The sequence below is a fragment of the Termitidicoccus mucosus genome (assembly GCF_038725785.1).
Classification (GTDB): Bacteria; Verrucomicrobiota; Verrucomicrobiia; order Opitutales; family Opitutaceae; genus Termitidicoccus; species Termitidicoccus mucosus.
This window is the reverse complement of the sequence record NZ_CP109796.1, coordinates 5,532,773-5,551,246: the sequence shown is the minus strand read 5'-3', so window position 1 is coordinate 5,551,246 and position 18,474 is coordinate 5,532,773. Positions and strand designations below refer to the sequence as shown.

Here is an 18,474-nt window from a genome sequence, read left to right as displayed (position 1 = left end):
TCATCGTTTTGTGGGTAATCGTTCTGCAACGATGGCCGGACCCGTCACGCTCACGTCCCTGTCGCGCGAGGCCGTGAAAGTGGCGGATGCGACACGCCCATCTTTCCATGCGAGGTCCACCGTCACGCCGCCATGGGCGAGCAATCCTTTGATTGCGCCCTCATTCCACAAGGGCGGCAGAGCCGGAATCAACTCGATCAGCGGCAGGTCATCTTCGCTGCGGTGACTCTGCAAAAGCGCCTCGGCGAGCCCGGCCGGACCGCCAAAGTTACCGTCGATCTGGAACGGCGGATGATCTGAATGTCCATCGTCGCCACATGGGTGAACGTTCCAAGGCTCCCGTCCGGATATCATACGGTGGCCTCGCTCTCCCGTATACTGTTCGGGGATGAACAGGTGCTCTGGCACCGTTGGCTCCAATACCTGCACGAAGCGCGGCTTTCGCCGCGTTTTTTTACCGACTGATTTGCCTTTAAACGAACAAGTTTGTGCCCGACCGCTCTGCCGACTCCAGATAATCGGCCACGCCGCCGAACTCCACTCCGTCGATCAGCTCCTCGGGACGGATGCCCATTGCTTCCATCGACATCGTGCACGCCACCAGCCGCACTCCGGCCAGCCGCGCTGCACCAAGCAATCCCGGCAGGTTCGGCAGTCCCTTTGACGCCATCTGGTGCTTCATCAGTCTTCGACCTGCTCCGAGAAAATTGAGCTTGGACAATGGCAGCGCCTCCAATCCTCGCGGGAGCATCCGGCCGAACATCCGGTCCAGAAACGATTTCCCCGACGTGGCCACCGGCTGTCCACGCCGCAGAGCGTTGAGCCCCCAGAAGGTGAAGAACAACGTCACGTGCCCGCCCAGCGCCGCCGCTCCGTTGGCCACGACCAGCGCCGCCATCACCTTGTCCATTTCGCCGGAGAACACGACCGCCGTCGCTCCCTTGCGGCGCGGCTCGCCCAGACTCGCGTTCGAACCCGCGCCCCCCCTGATGGGGACTGCCGGACGCCGCAGCCGTGCGCTTACGACGCCCTTGGTCCGTTCCACGCCGAGCAACTCCAGTCCAGTCGAACGCGCAAACGCTTCCACATCGTTCGCGAATCCCGGATCGGACGCTGTCACTGCCAATTCGGCCCCTGGACGCAACGTCTCGCACGCCGCCTTCACCCGTAGCAACGGCCCCGGACACGACAATCCCGTGCAATCCAGCGTCATTGTCCCGGTCGCCGTCTCCACAGCCAAGAACGACTTCACCATCGGCTTTGGAGGCAAATCGTTCACATCACCCTCGGCGCGCTTCGCTGTCGCCTGCGGACGCACCCGCAGACCACCGGCCAGTCCGACCACCTCGAATCCCGCCTGCGTCAGCACCCTTGCTGCGAAATAACTCGTCTTGCCCAACGCGCACACCGCCAGCCATGACCTGCCGCGATCCAACTCGCCGAGTCGTGAACGCAATTCGGCGTAAGGAATGTTCACCGCACCCGGCACCGGCGACGTTGTGACCGCCTCCACCGGACGCACGTCCAGCACCGCATATCCCTCGGGAGGCGAGTCAACCGTGCGCACCAGCCCGTCGCGCACGTTCTGTGCCGCGAACCCCGCGGTGTTCACCACGTCGCGTGCGCTGCCGAACGGCGGCGCGTAGGCCAATTCCAGCTCCGCCAGATCGTCTATCGTGAGGCCACCTGCCAGCGCCGCTGCCAGCACATCAAGCCGCTTATCCACCCCATCGGCACCGACCACCTGCGCGCCCAGCAGCTTCCCATCCTCCGGCGACCACAGCAGTTTCACCGTCAACGGCGTCGCCCCCGGGAAATAGCCCGCGTGCTGATGATCGGTCACCACCGTGGCTCGATACGCGCGCCCTGCGTCCCGCAACCGCTTCTCCGACCAGCCAGTGGTGCCCGCGACCAGATCGAAGACCCGCACCACAGCCGTGCCCAGATGCCCCGGATAGGGGCGCGCTGTTTCGGGACGGAAAATATGGTCCGCAATCACCCGGCCCTGTCGGTTGGCCGGCCCGCCCAGCGGCAGATTCATCGGTGTGCCGGTCAGCCGGTCGAAGCTTTCCACTACGTCGCCCGCGGCATAGATGTCCGGGTCCGAGGTGCGCATGAAACGATCCACCTTGATCGCCCCCCGCGCCCCCAGTTCCAGCCCCGCGGCCGCAGCCAGCTCACTCTCCGGACGCACCCCGATCGCCAGCACCGCGAAGTCCGCCTGCACGCGACGCCCGGACTTCAACTCCGCCGTCAGCCGCCCCGAGTCCTCTGCGAACCCTGCGATTGGATCGCCCAACACCAACGCTACGCCTGCGGCGCGTAACTCCTGCGCCACCGGCGCGGCTATCTCCGGATCGAGCGGCGGCAGCACTTGGTCGAACGCCTCGACCAGCGTCACCGCGCAGGCCGTGCGCCGCAACTGCTCGGCCATCTCCAGACCGATGAACCCGCCGCCGATCACCAGAGCCGACTCCGCCCGTTCCACCGCCGCCTTGATCCGGTCCATGTCCTGCAAATTGCGCAGCGTGAAAACACGCGGGTCGCCCACGCCCGGCAACGGCGGCCGCAGCGGCAAGGCCCCAGGCGCGAGGATCAGCCGGTCGTAGGCCAACTCGCGGCACGAGTTGGTCTTCACCCCGCGAACCTCCAGAACTTTGCGCTTCCGGTCGATTTTTGTTACCTCCGTATGCGTCAGCACCTCGATGTCGAGCAGCGCCGACAGGCTCTCCGGTGTGTGCACGGCCAGCCGGGAACGGTCGGCGATTTCCCCACCCACGTGATAGGGCAGCCCACAATTGGCGAACGACACATCCGGCCCGCGCTCCACCACCGTGATCCGCGCCGACTCATCCAGCCTTCTCGCCCGAGCCGCCGCCGAAGCGCCTGCGGCCACGCCGCCGACAATCACTACTCTCAATCCGTTTCTCCTGGCATTTATGTTCATATATGAGCATATGCGCATATAATTGACATACTGTCAAGACCTCGCTTGGATCCGACTATGTCGCAAAAGAAACCGATGCCAATGGACGAGGATGCGCTGCAACTGGTCGCCCGCCGTTTCGCCGTGCTCGGTGAACCCACCCGCCTGCGCATCCTTCAGGCGCTTATGACGGGTGAGCGCCCTGTCGGCGAGATCGTGGACGCTACCGGTGGCACCCAGACCAACATTTCCCGGCATTTGCAGACTCTTGCCGCTACCGGCCTCGTTGCCCGCCGACGCGAGGGCTTGCAAGTCTTCTACGCAGTGGCTGACCCCATGGTCCACGAGCTTTGTGCGCTCGTCTGCGGTGGCCTCCGTCGCGAGTTCGCCGACCGCGCCGCTCGCTTCGGCTGACACTCCTCGCATGCCATCCTTTGAGGTTGGCATCACAGGAAAGATCCATGCCATCAAACTGCACATCGGTTCTGGCAACGCGGATGAACCGGTGCTCACGCTCATGCTTCCCGACGAAGACTGATACGAGGAGCTTCGGCCTCTTTTTCATCCGTCCGCGCGCCCAATCATTGGCCATCGCAGGGGAACTTGATGCTCGTTGCAGCGGGCTCCGACTAGAAGCGCGCGGATATTCCGATGGAAAAATAGGCGGTCGAATCTCCTTTCAATTCGTAGCCACGGTCGAAGTAGTCGAACCGACGATCAACCACCAGGCCGCCGTCAAGATTCACCGAGAGCGAATCGTTGATCCTCCATTCGAATCCGCCACCTACGCGCATTTCACGATACTCCAGATAGGTGTCGCCGAGTCCGGGCGCCAAAGCCGTTCCGACATGATACGTGCCTCCCTGGAATCGCAGGCCTCCTTTCAGGGTCCAATTCGGAGCCAGCTTGTAGGTGACTTCCGTTCGGGGAAATCCTACCGAAAGCATCCAGTCGGGGTGAAAATCCCAACGCACCCCAAAGACCGGAAGCACCTCATCCTTACTGTCGGGATAGAACCGGACGCCTACATCCCACGCCAAAGTCGGGCTGTAGCGTTTGCCCACGCTCAATAGGGTCGAAGCGTTGAAACCATCGCTTGATGAACCGGACCCGTCCCAGAATATCCCGGGACGAATGATCAACGTGGCCCGCCAATTATCCTCGTCCTCGCCGCCGAAGAACTTCGTCGCACTCAGGGACAGGCCCACCGCTTCCAGTTGATCCGGCAGCGGAACAACGCCGGTCAATTCAAGGTCCGACCTGCTGGCAAAGACGCCGGTGCGGAAACGCCAGCCTTCAAAGAGGCGGAAGCTCATGCCCGCTTCAACTTCGACATGACTTACTTCCACTTCGCCGACCTTGGCGCCCCGCTCCAAATCTTCGTTGGTAGAGAACGAGTATTTGGCGGTGACATCAAAATCGGGAGAAAAACCTTGTTGTGGCTCCGCGGCTTTCGCCGCGGGTATAGCAAGGCCGCCGATGGCGACACATAAGAGGGGCCGCCGAAGCGACTCCAGGATATCAGGCAATGCGCTGTATTTGGATTTGGTTGTTTTCATCTTAGTATAGTTGTGGGGAAATTCGATTATCGGTGGGTTTCGCTAAAGGGGCCGCCGTGGGTTTGAAGATGCGAAGCACGGCGACGAAGAACACCGGCACGAGCAGGATCGCGAGGAAGGTGGCGCTGAGCATGCCGCCCATGACCCCGGTGCCGATGGCATTCTGGCTGCCCGAGCCGGCGCCGCTAGCCCTGACCAGCGGGAGCACCCCGAGGATGAAGGCAAACGACGTCATCAGGATCGGCCGCAGACGCTGCCGCGCAGCCTGCACGGTGGCGTCGACGAGGCTCATGCCCTGCTCGCAGCCGGCCTTGGCGAACTCCACGATCAGGATGGCGTTTTTGCACGAGAGACCGACCGTAGTGAGTAGTCCCACCTGGAAATATACGTCGTTGGGCAAGCCGCGCAGCGACGCGGCGAGCAGAGCGCCGATGACCCCGAGGGGCACAACGAGCATGACCGCGAATGGAATCGACCAGCTTTCATACAGCGCGGCCAGGCAGAGGAACACGACGAGCAGCGAAATCGCGTAAAGCATGGGCGCCTGCGAGCCGGAGAGACGTTCTTCGTAGGAAAGGCCGCTCCATTCGTAGCCGATGCCGCCCGGAAGCTGGCTGGCGATTTCTTCGAGCGCCTGCATGGCGTCGCCGGTGCTCTTGCCGGCGGCGGGCTGACCTTGGAAGGCAATCGAAGGAAGGCCATTGTAACGTTCGAGCAGAGGCGAGCCGTAGGTCCATCTGCCGCTGGCGAAGGCCGAGAAAGGCACCATCTCGCCCCGGGCGTTGCGCATATACCAGCGATTCAGATCATCGGGCAGCATGCGATAGGGCGCATCGGCCTGGAGATAGACCCGCTTCACGCGCCCCTGGTCGATGAAGTCATTGACATAGGACGATCCCCATGCCGTTGACAGCGTGCGGTTGATATCGCTGAGCGAAAGCCCGAGCGCACTGGCTTTCTTCCGATCAATATCGACCCTGAATTGCGGCGTGTCGTCGAAGCCGCTCGGGCGGACGTTGGCGAGATTCGGATTCTGCGCGGCGAGTTGCAGGAATTGCCCGCGAGCGTCCATCAGCTTCTCGTGGCCGAGCCCCGCCCGATCCTGGAGGCGGAAATCGAAGCCGTTGGCCGTGCCCATCTCCATCACGGCGGGCGGCGCGAAAGCGTAGGCGATTCCGTCCTTGAAACTGGCAAACTTCATCATCGCCCGTTGTGCGATGGCCCTGACGCGGTCCGCCTCGGTTGACCGTTCAGACCAGTCTTTGAGCTTGATGAAAGCCATGCCGGCGTTTTGGCCCTGGCCCCCGAAACTATAACCGGCGATAGTCAGAATAGACTCCGCGTTTTTCTCTTCGTTGAGAAAGTAGTGCTCGACCTGCTTGATGACTTCGAGCGTCTGCTCCTGGGTGGCGCCAACGGGCATCTGCACCTGGGCGAATAGAATACCCTGGTCCTCTTCCGGCAAAAAGCCGGTCGGCATGCGGAGGAATAGCAGCGCCATGCCGCCCAGGATGACTGCGTAGACGATGAGGGAGCGCCCGGTGCGCTGGAGCAGCTTGCCGACGCCCGAGGCGTAGCGGTCGGCGCTGCGGTCAAAGGTGCGGTTGAACCAGCCGAAGAAGCCGCGTTTGCCGTGGTGGTGCCCTTTCGGGATCGGTTGCAGCATCGTCGCGCAGAGCGCGGGCGTGAGCACGATCGCCACGAGCACGGAAAGAACCATCGCGGACACGACCGTGATGGAGAATTGCCGGTAGATCACGCCCACGGAGCCGCCGAAGAAGGCCATCGGCACGAACACGGCGGACAGCACGAGCCCGATGCCGATCAGCGCACCGGTGATCTGGCCCATCGATTTCTTCGTCGCCTCCTTCGGAGACAAACCTTCCTCGCTCATCACGCGCTCGACGTTTTCCACCACCACGATGGCGTCGTCCACCAGCAGCCCGATGGCCAGCACCATGCCGAACATCGTGAGCGTGTTGATCGAAAAGCCCAGGGCCTGCATCACGGCAAACGTGCCGAGCAGCACCACCGGCACGGCGATTGTGGGGATGAGCGTCGCCCGGAAGTTCTGCATGAACAGATACATTACGAGGAACACGAGGATGATGGCCTCGGCGAGGGTCTTCACGACCTCCGTGATCGCGATGCGCACGAAGGGCGTCGTATCAAGCGGGTATTCGACCTTGAGGCCCGGCGGGAAAAACGCCTCGAGTGCGCTGATCTTCTCGCGGATGAGCCGGGCCGTCTCCATGGCATTGGCGCCGGGCGCCGGGCGAACCGCCATGCCGGAGGCCGGCTGGCCGTTATAGCGACTCTGCATCGCATAGTTTTCGCCGCCGAGTTCGATCCGCGCGACATCACGCAAACACACGGCGGAGCCATCGGGATTGACGCGCAGGAGGATGTCGCCGAACTCCTCCGGCGTTTCGAGTCGCGTCTGGGCGGTGATGGTCGCCGTCAGCCGCTGGCCTGGCACGGCGGGGGTGCCGCCGAGCAATCCGGCCGAAACCTGAGTGTTCTGCGCCTGCATCGCGGCGATGACCTCGTTGACCGTGATCCGGTAGTTCGCGAGCGAGTCCGGGTTCAGCCACACACGCATGGCGTAGGAAGGTCCGAAAAGCTGGATGTCGCCCACGCCGGGCACGCGACTGATCACGTCCTGAAGGTTGGTGGCGACGTAGTCGGAAATATCGTCGCGCGTCATGCTGCCATCGGTCGAGACGAAGCCGAGTATGATGAGGAAGTTCCGCACGGACTTGGTCACACGGACGCCCTGTTGTTGCACCTCCTGCGGGAGGAGAGGCATGGCGAGCTGCACCTTGTTTTGCACCTGCACCTGCGCGATATCGGGATCGGTGCCGGCGTCGAAGGTCAGCGTGATGCTGACGTTGCCCGCGGAGTCGCTGGTCGAAGCCATGTAGCGCAGGTGGTCGATGCCGTTCATGCGCTGCTCGATCACTTGCGTGACGCTATCCTCAAGCGTCTTGGCGTTGGCGCCGGGATAGCTGGCGGCGATGGAGATCGCCGGCGGAGCAATGTTGGGATACTGGGCGATGGGCAGCGAATAGACGGCTGCCAAGCCGGCCAGCATGATGATGATCGCAATGACCCACGCGAAGATGGGGCGCTCGATGAAAAACTTGGCCATGGGAAATCTCCGGGATCGGCGCGAGGAATCAGGGCTTCCGCTCGGGAGTCGCCGTGGCGTCTCCGGGCGTCCCCAGGTTGGTGGCCGGCACCGGTTTCACCGGAACGCCCACACGGATTTTTTGGAGGTTCTGCACGATCACCTGTTCGCCAGCCTTGAGGCCGGAGGTGACGAGCCACAGGCTGCCAATGGCTCGGTCGGCCTTGAGCACGCGCTGCTCGACCTTGTTCTCCGCGCCGACGACCAGCGCGGTCGCTGCGCCGTGACGATTGCGGGTAATACCCTGTTGCGGCACGAGCAACGCCGCGGGATTCACGCCCTCCTGCAAGCGTGCGCGCACAAACAAACCCGGCAACAGTTCGCGGTTCGGGTTCGGCACAAGCACACGCAGCAACACTGAGCTGGTCGAAGCGTCGACCGTAACGTCGGCAAACTGCAGCCAGCCGTTTTCCCCGTAGATCTGGTCACCATCGAGGATCAGGGTTACTGAGGCCGCGCCATCATCCGCGTGGGTAAGCAATCCCGCCTTAAGGTCCTGTTTTAGACGCAGGAGTTCGGAGCTCGATTGAGTGACATCGACATAAAGCTGGTCGATCTGCTGGATGGTAGTGAGCAGTGTCGCGTCGCTTTGTCGGACGTAGGCACCTTCCGTCACGGCGGAGCGACCGACGCGGCCCGAGATCGGTGCGAGAACCCGAGTGTAATCGAGATCGATCTGTGCCGTTTGCACCGCGGCCCTGGCGGCGACAACATCGGCATCGGAGGTCAGTTGCTGAGTGTGCGCGTCGTCATAGTCTTGCTGGCTTACGGCACGGACGTTCACAAGTTCGCGATAGCGATCTGCCTGGAGCTTGGCGGACGCCGCGCTGGCTTCCGCGCGAGCAAGGGCAGCTTTGGCACCGTTGAGCGCGGCCTGATAGGGCGCGGGATCGATCTGGTAGAGCAGCTGCCCCTCCCGCACTTCGCTGCCTTCCTCGAAATGGCGTTTCAGCACGATACCGCTCACCCGCGCACGCACCTCAGCGACGCGATATGCTGACGTGCGACCAAGCAATTCGCGGGTGAGCGCGAACGGTTGCGGATTGATCGTAACCACGCCAACCTCGACCGGGCCGGTGTTGCCAGCGTCACCGACGGTTCTCTTTTCCCCGCAGCCGGACAGAGCGCCTAACACGAACGCCGCCACGACGATGCAGCGTAAGGCAGAGCGGGCAGATGATAATGAGAATGGGGATACGGCGGGATACATAATCGGAAGTGGCTCAGAAATGAGTGTGTGCGCTGCGCTTGCTCTCTTCACCGGCCTCAACAAGGTCGGCGAGGGTTTGATCATTGGGTTCGTCGCCGAGAGCCCGCAGCGGTTGGTTGCCACCGAGGCTCTCCACCAATGGTGTCGCCCCAAAAATCGGGGCTCGGATGTTGGTAGGGGCGGCATAGTTAAGTCGGATGCCATCGATGCCCAACGCGAGACCCTGCACCATTAGAATGGTGGAAAAGCAAATCCCGCTGATCGGCATGGCGTATTTTGCCGGCACACCGCGTAGCATCTTGAGCGCGACGCGGATCATGACACGACCGCCTCCGTGCTTTTCCTTCTGATTTCTCCGCCGTTGGGCAAAAACGTGAGCTGCGTTGATAGTAATGAAACCCATTGCTCCCTGGAGCGTAGCAAATGGGGAGTTAAGGGACTGTTAAGGTTCGCTCTTTTCTTCAAAATCAGCCCCATCTTCACGGTTCCTTAATCGAACAGCGTGTAAACTTCCCCTCATGCCACGACACGACGCTCTCTTCCGACTACCAGAGAAACGAATTCCTGCAATGAATACGGACGCCAGGCCATGAAGATACTCGTGATCGAAGATGATCCCTTTTTGCTCCGCACCGTCACCCGGACGCTGCGCGAGAAGGGATACGCCGTCGATTCCGCCCAGGAGGGCGAAAGCGGTCTCTTCAAGGCCGAGGGTAGCGACTATGATTTGATCCTGCTCGATGTGCTGCTGCCAAAACTGGATGGCTGGAGTATTTTGAAGCGGCTGCGCGAGACAAAAAAAACACCCGTGCTGATGTTAACCGCCAGGGATGCGCTTCCGGACCGCGTCCGCGGCCTCGATGGCGGCGCGGATGACTACCTCACCAAGCCTTTTGAGTTCGATGAATTGCTCGCGCGCATCCGCGCCGTCATCCGCCGTCACGCGAGCCACGCCCAATCTGAAATTCAGATCGCAGACGTGGTGATCAATATCCCCAAGCGCACGGTTATCTCCGGCGGAGAAGCGGTGTCTCTCACGCCACGCGAATATGCGTTGCTCGAATTTCTCGCGCTGCGCCGCGGTCAGCTCGTGACCCGGGCGATGCTCTATGAGCATATCTTCGATGAGACGGAGGAACCGATGTCGAACTTGATCGATGTCCACGTTTCAAATCTGCGCAAGAAACTGGGGCGAGACCTCATCGTGACTCGTCGCGGCCATGGCTTCTATGTCGAATGAATCCCTTTTTTAAATCCATTCGGTGGAGGCTTCAACTGTGGCACGGTGCACTCTTGCTGGTGGTTCTCGCCGCTTTTGGTCTGCGCCTGTATTCGCTGCATCTCCAGAATCGTCTGCAATTGATCGACCAGGAGCTGCAGCGACAACTAATCTTCGTTGCGAGCACTCTGCAAGACACCGAGCACTCTGAAGCGATACGAGCCGCAGCAACGGCGGCACTTCCGAACAGCCCGCTTTTGTCTGCTTCGCCGGAAGATTCCATTGATCGAACTAATCAGGAGCACCGCAACAATCTACCTCCAGAAGCCCGGCATGACGCGACCAAACGAGCCTTGCTCGACGCTATCACCAAGGCCGGAACCTATTACATCGGCTGGGCACCGGATGATTCCGTTTTTTTCAAATCAGACCTCGTGCCGAACGACATTTTACCGCCTCCGAAGAACAGCAACCTTCTCTTTCATGCGCAGACCAGAGGCGACTGCCGCGAACAGATCCTGACGAGTTCCAGCGGCCTGAGGCTGTTGGTGGGACGGTCGCTCAAAAACGACCTGGCCCAAATGCGAAGCGTCGTCTGGCAAACAATATTATCAGGCGCTGGTGTAATGGCACTTGGATTGATTGGCGGGTGGTGGCTGGCGACCCACGCCACAAAACCAATCAAGAACATCAGTGCCACCGCGGAGAAAATCGCGTCGGGCAATCTGGCCGAGCGCATTAACGTCTCGGACACCGATAGTGAACTTGGCCAGTTGGCCGGTATTTTGAATGCGAGCTTTGATCACGTGCAGAAAGCCGTCACGGAATTACAGGAGGCGCTGGAGCGCCAGTCTCGGTTTGTCGCAGACGCCTCGCACGAACTCAGGACTCCGGTGGCAGTCGTTCTGGCGGAAGCGAGTTCAGCCTTGGCGCGCGAGCGCACTCCGGATGAATACCGCGAGGCCCTCGAAGCGTGCTGCCAAACCGCCCGGCGGATGCGTCGATTAGTAGAGTCCTTGCTTTTGCTGGCGAGGGTCGAGGCGGGACAGACGAGCAACCCCCGCGCTGTTTGTGAGTTGGACCGAATAACCCAGGAAGCAGTTGCACTTCTTCGGTCGATCGCGAACGAGCAGTGTGTGTCTCTCCAGCTTGAGACGCAGTCCACGCAATGTTTCGGGAATTCTGACGAACTCGGCCAGATCGGCATGAATCTTGTCAGCAATGCCATCCACTACAATCGGCCTGGCGGTGCCGTTCTGGTTTCTGTGGATGCCGAGGATGGTTTCGCGGTGCTGCGCGTCGAGGACAACGGGCAGGGAATCCCGAAGGAGAGTCTGCCTCATGTTTTTGAGCGTTTCTATCGGGTTGACCAGTCGCGTTCTTCTACGAGCGGCCGTTTGGGATTGGGCTTGGCGATTACGAAGGCCCTCGTCGAGGCCCACTCCGGCACAATTACAGTTACCAGCGTATTAGGCGAAGGCAGCACGTTCACGGTTCGCCTGCCTCTGGCCGGGCAGATGGTCGCCGATGCCACCTGCGCAACTTGACAGATACTACCTCCGGGACAGCCCGTTCTACGTCTTCCCCGTTGCCGCGTTACGTGAAAGACGTAGAAAACTCTGGCCATAGAGGTTAGACGAGAGGGCCGCCACGCGTTTGAGGAAATCGATCACAAATGCGGGCTGCTCTTCGAGATTGTTCGGCGTGAGGCGAAGCACCGACTGGAAGAGAACCGCCATCGCGTGTTGGAAGGCGTTGGTCGTGCGGCGGTGACGGCTTCGCTGGTCAGGCCGGACGCGCCGGCGCGGGCGTTACTGCATGTTCCAGCGATAGGTTTCGCCTTTCGCCAGCGTCACGTCCTGCGTCGCGTTGCCATGGCGCAGACGGGTCGAGCCGCCGTTGATGGAGCGGAGGGTTGCCTCGACGAGTTTCCCGTCCTGCCACGCCACGTCCACCTCGAAACCCGAGCGGGCGCGCAGGCCTTTCACGCTGCCGCGGGGCAGCGCCTTGGGGAGCGCGGGCAGGATTTCGATTTCGTCCGGGCGGCTCTGCATCACCATTTCCGCGATGCCTGCCGCGCCGCCGAAGTTGCCGTCAATCTGGAAGGGCGGATGCGCGTCAAACATGTTCGGATAGGTGAGTCCGGGGCTCAGGAGAAGCTTGAGAATTTCATAGGCGCGGTCGCCGTTGCCGAGATGCGTCCAAAGGCAAAGGCGCCAGGCCGTGGCCCAGCCGGTGGCTTTGTCACCGCGAATTTCCAGGGATTTTTTCACCGCCGCCGCAAGTTCGGGCGTGCCGCGCAGCGTGATGTCGCGGCCGGGAAACAGACCGTAGAGATGCGAGACGTGACGGTGGGTTTTGTTGCCGACCTGCATGTCCCAGTCTTCCATCCATTCCTGCAATTGCCCGGCGCTGCCGATTTTATTGGGCGCAAGTCGCGCGCGCGTGGCGGTAAGCTGCTTGCGAAGGCCGGCGTCCACCCCGAGTGTCTCCGCCGCCTTGATGGTGTTGGCGAAGAGGTCGCGCAAAATCTGCATGTCCATGGTCGGGCCGGCGCAGACGGGCGAGCCTTTCGGGTGGCCGAGCTCGGGCGAGATGGAAGGATTGGTGACGAGCCACTGGCCGGACGCATCCTCCTGCAAGGTGTCGAGGAAAAACTCCGCCGAGCCCTTGAGGATGGGATATATGCGTTTCAACACCGCCATGTCGCCGCTGAACTCGTAGCGGTCCCAAAGGTGCAGGCACAGCCACGCCCCGCCGGTTGGCCACATGCCCCAGTCCGCGCCGTCGATGGGCGCGCTCGCGCGCCACAAATCGGTGTTGTGGTGCACCACCCAGCCGCGCGCGCCATACATCTCGCGCGCAGTCCGCGCACCGGTTACCGTGAGATCCTCCACCATCGCAATCAGCGGCTCGACGCATTCGGCAAGATTGCCCGACTCGGCGGGCCAGTAGTTCATCTCGGTGTTGATGTTGATGGTGTATTTGCTCTGCCAGGGCGGGTTGAGGAGTTCGTTCCAGATGCCCTGGAGGTTGGCCGGCTGGCCGCCGGGGCGTGAACTGCCGATGAGCAGGTAGCGTCCGAACTGGTAATAGAGCGCGGCGAACTGCGGGTCGTTGCCTTCGGCGAAGCGCTCGATGCGCACGTTGGTCGGCAGTTTCATCGCGTCGCTGTGTCCGAGGTCGATCGAGACACGGCGGAAGAGCGGCTGGTAATCCTGAAGATGCGCCTCGCGCAGTTTTTCGACGGATTTTTTCGAGGCCGAGGCCAGAAGTTTTTTCACCATGGCCTCGGGGTCGCCGCCGGCATCGTTGAAGTTTTTGTAGCTGGTGGCGGCGGCGATGAGCAGCGTGACCGAATCGGCTTTGTCCACGGTGATGCCCGCTTGCTCCGCGTTGACCTTGCCGCCGGTGGCGATGACTTGCACGCGGGCCTGATACCGGATGATACCTTCGACTCCGCCCGACTTGCCGCCTTTCCCGCGCATGACGAGCGTATCGGCGCCCTCGGTCGCCACGGTGACGTCGTGCATCGGGGTTTTCATGCCGGCGGTGAAGGCGATGCTGCCGGGCCGGTTGGCGGTGAAGCGCACCACGATGACATTGTCCGGGGCATTGGCAAAAACCTCGCGGGTGTAATCCACGCCGTCGCGCGTGTAGTGCACGGTGGCCGTCGCCGTGTCGAGGTCGAGCTCGCGCCGGTAGTTCCCGACGTTGCCGGCGGGGAAGGTCAGGAGCAAATCGCCGACGGTCTGATACTGCATCTGGCCGCGCGGCTTCGCGATGATCTTCTCGTTGATGAGCTTCGCGGCGTCCTTGTATTTGCCCTCGTTGACCAGGCGCCGGGCCTCGGGCAGCGCGTCCTTCGCCTCCGGGTTCACCGGATTGTAGGGGCCGCCCGCCCAGAGCGTGCATTCGTTGAGTTGCAGACGCTCGCTGACCGGCTGGCCGAAAACCATGGCGGCAACGCGGCCGTTGGCCAGCGGCAGGGCTTCCTCCCACTTCTCCGCCGGTGTGTCATACCAGAGCAGGTTGTGCCTGCCGCCCTCCGGCTCCCCGGCGGGCGGAGCCGCGCGGCCGGGGATCGCAAGAGTGCAGGCCGCCAACGCCAGGCCCGTGATCAGGGCTCTTGTCAATGGCTTGTCCCCTGCCAATGGCTGTTTGCTGATTCTCATAGTGTCTATTCGGAGGTGTTTCATGGAATGATTTTGTCAGTGGTATTCATATTAATAAATTTGCGGAAAATGAAAATCAAGAAGCATCGGCTTGACCCCTTTCGGCTTCCTATTCAATCGATCTTGAAGACAATCGCCGTGGCGCACGGCATCGTGCTGGGGCTGGTGATGACCAGCGCATCGGGCGTCTGGCGCCATGCGAGCGTCGGAGCGGTGTGCCCGAGCAGCGTCACCGTTCTGATGGGCTTGCCCAACAGATTGGCGGTCGCACCGAGGGAAGTGAGCTTCAACTCGGTTTCAGGTGCAGGCACGGCGAGGCAGAAAGCGTAGAGAGCACCGTCTTTGCCGAGCGTGAAACGAAAATCCTCTGGACCAAAGACGAAGTCAGCCTGTTTTTTCCCGAGCTTCCCGCCAGGGAGCATCTTGAGCTTGCCGTCGATCAACTCGCCTTCGCCGGGGCGGACCCAGGCACGGCTGCCATAGATACCCTGACCGTTGCAGCGCATCCATTCGCCAACTTCGCGCAGCATCCGTGCGCTGCCCGCATCGAGTGAACCATCGGGCAGGAGCGAAACACAAATGCCTGCGTTGCCGTCGCGCGCCACCGCTTCGATGATATAGCGAATCACCATACCGGAGTCATAAGTGAAGTTCGGCGCATAAAACCAATCGCCGACCGGGGCCTCCGCAATCCAAGGTTGATCGATCTTGATGTCGCTTGGGATGCCATGTTCCTCAGTGTTGACCGTCCCGTTCGTCTTTGGACGGAACTTGATCACACTGAAAGTATCCACTTTTTCACGTCGCTCCAATGCGCGGTTGTAGTAATGGGCGATAACGCGCTGCATCGCGTCGGCTTTGACGCCGGTGCCGGTGTGCGAGCCCTCGAAGGGTTGGGTGCCGGTACCATCGGTGTAGATGAAGTCGGGATCGTAGTGATCAATCACGTCCATGATACGCAACGCCCACCACGTGGCATACCACTTGGCGTAGGCAGCATGACGCGTGAATAATCCGGCAGGGGGCGGATTCCAAGGCGACATCGCCGCTTCGCTGACTCCGGCATACTCGCGAAGATTCACCGTGTAGAGTAGCCGTGGATCGAGACCTTCCCACCACTTACCTTTGCCATCGGCGAGCGCAAGGTTTCCGTCATAAGGCACGCCGGTTTTCGGCCCCTCCTGGTCGGCGCTGAAAGCGTTTTGCCACCACCACCAAGTATACTCGTGATGAAATGTCACGCCATAGTGTAGTCCTGCCGCCCGGGCCGCACGCGACCACTCGCCGAGCAAGTCGCGCTTCGGTCCGAGGCGAACGGAGTTCCATGGTTGGTACTGTGAATTCCAAAGATCAAAATTGTCGTGATGGACTCCCTGGATGATCAGAAAACGCGCACCCGCGTCGCGATAGATTTGGACAAGCGCCGCCGGATCAAGTTTGGCGGGATTCCAATCACGCAACACTTCCTTATAGCCAAACTCGGAAGGATGGCCGGCATTTTTGAGATGGTTTTCGTAGGCCAGTGTGCCTGGTGCATAAATTCTGCGAGCATACCAATCGCCACTCTGGCCTGCAGCCTGCGGACCGAAATGCACCCAGATGCCGAACTTCGCCTCACGCAACCACGACGGCGCACCGGGATAATTCTTCTCGATCGACGCCCAGGTTGGTTCGAACGGACCAGGAGCAATCGGCAAATCGAGTTTGATCTCCGGTGCCGCCGCAGAATTACCAAGCGGCATACTGTCTATCGGACGCGGCGCAGGAATCTCCGGAATAGGCGGCAAAGCAGGAAGATGAAATTCGGCGCGAACTTGTCCGGCCAAAAGCAGGCCGGCGCAAAGGGCAATAACACGGTTGTTCATGGGCATGACAAAATAAACAAATAATGGATCTTGATGGGTAAACGACTAGCCCGAATATTTCATGAGGCCTGCCAAAGGGGTCGGGACGCTGTTTGTTGATTCTCATGATGCATATTCGGAGGCATTTCGTAATATAATATTTTCATAATACTCATGTTAATAAATTCATATGCAATAAAAAATCAGTAAACAGCGTCCTGACCCCTTACGGCGGGGGCAGGGGGATTCCCTCACTCTTGTTTAGTTTTTAATATGCTATCAATCGTCCATCTTGCCTCTTTTTCAGTGAGGCTGAGGTTTATTAATATTTTTAAAAGAGCATCTATATCTTTCTTCTTTAATGCACTATCCCATTCCGCTAACCTTCCAGAAGAAAAAAGACGTTCATTAATCGTCATTCCTCGCATATCTTGATTGTCAGTATTCATATAATTTTAGGAGCTAAAAAGGGGTCAAGCTGGGGATGCCCCGAATTGACGGACACGGGTGAAGGGTTAAAAACCCAATTTCACAAATACGGCTCGATCTGGATATTGGTCATCAATTAATAGATAAAACAAATACGGCTCGCTATTATCATCATATCGGTAAATCGCTTTTTTGAAACTACCTCTAATTTCTGGGTGCCGCTTGCATAGCCGTCCGAGTACAGCATGCAGCGCATCAACCCCTATCGGGGGCACTTTGTGAAATCTCCCATTTTTTATTATCCGCTGCAGATCGTCGGACGATATGCCAAAACATATAATATATTCAATATCTGGATTGTAGCTTTCCATTGCTGCGATTGGAACAGCGGTGCTGGGAACGGCGATCGGAAAATGCTTGTTAAAAATCTGAAGAGCATCCTGTTCGGTGCGCGAGCATGCCGCACAAAACAGAATAAAGATACAAACAGAGAGGTGTTTAAGTATTATGCTCATGGTCCTTCTCCTGACACAGCCCAACGCGCGCGTATCACCATTCGCTGTGGTGCGATTTCGCGCAAAGGATAAGCAATATAGCTTCCGCCCGTCGCAGGATTAACAGAGTGTATTGAAAAGTTATATTGCCATTGTTCATGCGAGTAGCCAAAACGATCAAGCACCACGAGATCTACTGAATACTTATATCTATCCCCATCCCACGTTATGGAAGCTGGACCATCGGATGCGAAAGTGAAATTGCCGACAATGAAATTGGCTTCCCCTCTACTTTGTTTTTTGTCCCCGTGAAGATCGCTGAACTCTCTAATTACTGGTTCGCGATACTTTGGGTCCACCGACGAAGGATGGCCTCCGGAATTTTTTATACCTATTGCTACTTTCGTGCCGATATGACGTTTTGCCGCATTGACCCATCCAGGGAATCTTTTTTCGAACCATGCGTTATTATTAATCTCTTTGCGTGATTCTCCACCAAGATTAGAAGCCGCATTTTCCCACCATGTTGGATCTTGTGGCGGCAATCCACTGTCTGGGTCATCTTCCGCGCCGACATTTTTGATACCGTCATCGGCTGCTGCGGGCCCGACGCTGGCATTTCTTTCACTCTCGGCTTTTTGGGCCGCCTCCTCACGCTTGCGTTCCTCGTCCTGCTTGTCCTCCAGCCCGAGCGCATCATAGGAGTTGATTGGATTGTTCTTTGCATAGGCATACAGGTTTACTCCGGTGTTGCCACCCCCCTGACCCCCGCCCGCCATGCCGGGACTCCCCGGCCCTTTCCCGGGCGCCCCGCCCTGCGCGTAATGCCCGGTGGCATTGGCGCTGTAGGATTTCCGATTCCGCTCCGACGCCCCGGGCAGGCCGCTGTTTCGTTTTCCGCCAAACGAGACCGTCTGCGTGGTGTGCGGCAGCGACGTGTTCGTCAACAACCGGTCCTGCGCCTGCTCCCATTCGGTTTGCCAGCTGGTGCCCTTAACTCCGCTGGCTCCCGCAAAGGGGTCGTCGATTCCGTGTTTCAGGTCTTTATACAAGGCCCAGCCTCCTCGTTCCTCTAGCGGGTCCTGGTTGATGAACCGGCCCATCGACGCGCTGTAATACCGGAAGCCAGAGTACATCAGCCCCGTTTCATGGTCATGATACTTGCCGCTGAACCGAATCGGGTTCTCCCTCGAATAAGCGCCACTTGCCCGCAGCTGATTTCCGAAGGGATCATATTCATACGCGGCGGCCATTTCACCCGTGTCCGCCCTCGTCAGCGCTATGAGGTTGCCGTTGCCGTCGTAGGCGGGATGATACACCCCCGCGTGCGCCGGACGCACATCCTCGATGGCGAGCAACCCGCCGATGTCGCCCGCGCCGCCCATATGAATTCCTACGGTACTACTTGATTCACTTTTCATTTTTCGT

Annotated in this window: 14 protein-coding genes; 3 read left to right on the top strand and 11 right to left on the bottom strand. The window is 59.8% G+C overall.

Annotation, left to right across the window (positions count from 1 at the left end):
* Both OH491_RS19300 and OH491_RS19295 read right to left on the bottom strand, forming a co-directional pair.
* Entirely contained in the window at nt 1–354 is a 354-nt protein-coding gene (locus OH491_RS19300) for a glycoside hydrolase family 95-like protein (RefSeq protein WP_145928735.1), read from the bottom strand.
* A 118-nt stretch (nt 355–472) separates the two neighbouring features.
* Entirely contained in the window at nt 473–2,947 is a 2,475-nt protein-coding gene (locus tag OH491_RS19295) for an FAD-dependent oxidoreductase (RefSeq protein ID WP_334319245.1), read from the bottom strand.
* A gap of 57 nt (nt 2,948–3,004) precedes the next feature.
* On the opposite strand from OH491_RS19295, the gene OH491_RS19290 reads away from it, so the two are divergent.
* Entirely contained in the window at nt 3,005–3,340 is a 336-nt protein-coding gene (locus OH491_RS19290) for an ArsR/SmtB family transcription factor (protein WP_068770027.1), read from the top strand.
* Between the two features lie 215 nt (nt 3,341–3,555).
* On the opposite strand, the gene OH491_RS19285 is transcribed toward OH491_RS19290, so the two are convergent.
* From OH491_RS19285 to OH491_RS19270, 4 genes are read right to left on the bottom strand one after another with little or no spacing between them, the layout of a single operon-like run.
* A complete protein-coding gene (locus tag OH491_RS19285) occupies nt 3,556–4,485 on the bottom strand; it encodes a DUF6268 family outer membrane beta-barrel protein (protein ID WP_068770028.1) in 930 nt (309 codons plus the stop codon).
* 1 nt (nt 4,486) lies between these two features.
* Entirely contained in the window at nt 4,487–7,636 is a 3,150-nt protein-coding gene (locus tag OH491_RS19280) for an efflux RND transporter permease subunit (protein ID WP_068770029.1), read from the bottom strand.
* 28 nt (nt 7,637–7,664) lie between these two features.
* Nucleotides 7,665–8,885, bottom strand: a complete 1,221-nt coding sequence (locus OH491_RS19275) for an efflux RND transporter periplasmic adaptor subunit (protein ID WP_084442101.1) — start codon at nt 8,883–8,885, stop codon at nt 7,665–7,667.
* Between the two features lie 13 nt (nt 8,886–8,898).
* On the bottom strand, nt 8,899–9,204 hold the full coding sequence (locus OH491_RS19270; RefSeq protein ID WP_145928736.1) for a hypothetical protein: 306 nt from the start codon (nt 9,202–9,204) through the stop codon (nt 8,899–8,901).
* A gap of 270 nt (nt 9,205–9,474) precedes the next feature.
* Between OH491_RS19270 and OH491_RS19265 the strand changes: the two genes are divergently transcribed.
* The gene (locus OH491_RS19265; protein WP_068770031.1) at nt 9,475–10,125 is read left to right on the top strand and encodes a response regulator transcription factor; all 651 of its coding nucleotides are present in this window, start codon (nt 9,475–9,477) and stop codon (nt 10,123–10,125) included.
* Nucleotides 10,122–11,651, top strand: coding sequence for a sensor histidine kinase (locus OH491_RS19260; protein WP_068770032.1), 1,530 nt, complete (start codon nt 10,122–10,124; stop codon nt 11,649–11,651). The genes OH491_RS19265 and OH491_RS19260 overlap by 4 nt, the downstream gene beginning before the upstream one ends.
* A 264-nt stretch (nt 11,652–11,915) precedes the next feature.
* Here OH491_RS19260 and OH491_RS19255 read toward each other — a convergent pair whose 3' ends face one another.
* From OH491_RS19255 to OH491_RS19235, 5 genes are all read right to left on the bottom strand, one after another.
* Nucleotides 11,916–14,279 carry a glycoside hydrolase family 95 protein gene (locus tag OH491_RS19255; protein WP_068770033.1) on the bottom strand — a complete coding sequence of 788 codons (2,364 nt, stop codon included), beginning with the start codon at nt 14,277–14,279 and terminating at the stop codon, nt 11,916–11,918.
* Between the two features lie 113 nt (nt 14,280–14,392).
* Nucleotides 14,393–16,144, bottom strand: a complete 1,752-nt coding sequence (locus OH491_RS19250; RefSeq protein ID WP_068771051.1) for an alpha-L-fucosidase — start codon at nt 16,142–16,144, stop codon at nt 14,393–14,395.
* Between the two features lie 230 nt (nt 16,145–16,374).
* A complete protein-coding gene (locus OH491_RS19245; protein ID WP_145928738.1) occupies nt 16,375–16,572 on the bottom strand; it encodes a hypothetical protein in 198 nt (65 codons plus the stop codon).
* Nucleotides 16,573–16,638: 66 nt separating this feature from the next.
* On the bottom strand, nt 16,639–17,067 hold the full coding sequence (locus OH491_RS19240) for a hypothetical protein (protein ID WP_342750635.1): 429 nt from the start codon (nt 17,065–17,067) through the stop codon (nt 16,639–16,641).
* Nucleotides 17,064–18,467: an RHS repeat-associated core domain-containing protein gene (locus OH491_RS19235; RefSeq protein ID WP_342750634.1), complete on the bottom strand. Its 1,404-nt coding sequence runs from the start codon at nt 18,465–18,467 to the stop codon at nt 17,064–17,066. Before OH491_RS19235 ends, OH491_RS19240 begins: the two co-directional genes overlap by 4 nt.
* Between the last annotated feature and the right edge of the window lie 7 nt (nt 18,468–18,474).

Bases quoted from the DNA above. Each gene is read 5' to 3' on its own strand.
- OH491_RS19290 (WP_068770027.1), top strand. From the start codon at position 3,005: ATGTCGCAAAAGAAACCGATGCCAATGGACGAGGATGCGCTGCAACTG.
- OH491_RS19255 (WP_068770033.1), bottom strand. From the start codon at position 14,279: ATGAGAATCAGCAAACAGCCATTGGCAGGGGACAAGCCATTGACAAGA.
- OH491_RS19300 (WP_145928735.1), bottom strand. From the start codon at position 354: ATGATATCCGGACGGGAGCCTTGGAACGTTCACCCATGTGGCGACGAT.
- OH491_RS19245 (WP_145928738.1), bottom strand. From the start codon at position 16,572: ATGAATACTGACAATCAAGATATGCGAGGAATGACGATTAATGAACGT.
- OH491_RS19285 (WP_068770028.1), bottom strand. From the start codon at position 4,485: ATGAAAACAACCAAATCCAAATACAGCGCATTGCCTGATATCCTGGAG.
- OH491_RS19265 (WP_068770031.1), top strand. From the start codon at position 9,475: ATGAAGATACTCGTGATCGAAGATGATCCCTTTTTGCTCCGCACCGTC.
- OH491_RS19275 (WP_084442101.1), bottom strand. From the start codon at position 8,885: ATGTATCCCGCCGTATCCCCATTCTCATTATCATCTGCCCGCTCTGCC.
- OH491_RS19240 (WP_342750635.1), bottom strand. From the start codon at position 17,067: ATGAGCATAATACTTAAACACCTCTCTGTTTGTATCTTTATTCTGTTT.
- OH491_RS19295 (WP_334319245.1), bottom strand. From the start codon at position 2,947: ATGAACATAAATGCCAGGAGAAACGGATTGAGAGTAGTGATTGTCGGC.
- OH491_RS19235 (WP_342750634.1), bottom strand. From the start codon at position 18,467: ATGAAAAGTGAATCAAGTAGTACCGTAGGAATTCATATGGGCGGCGCG.
- OH491_RS19250 (WP_068771051.1), bottom strand. From the start codon at position 16,144: ATGAACAACCGTGTTATTGCCCTTTGCGCCGGCCTGCTTTTGGCCGGA.
- OH491_RS19270 (WP_145928736.1), bottom strand. From the start codon at position 9,204: ATGATCCGCGTCGCGCTCAAGATGCTACGCGGTGTGCCGGCAAAATAC.
- OH491_RS19260 (WP_068770032.1), top strand. From the start codon at position 10,122: ATGAATCCCTTTTTTAAATCCATTCGGTGGAGGCTTCAACTGTGGCAC.
- OH491_RS19280 (WP_068770029.1), bottom strand. From the start codon at position 7,636: ATGGCCAAGTTTTTCATCGAGCGCCCCATCTTCGCGTGGGTCATTGCG.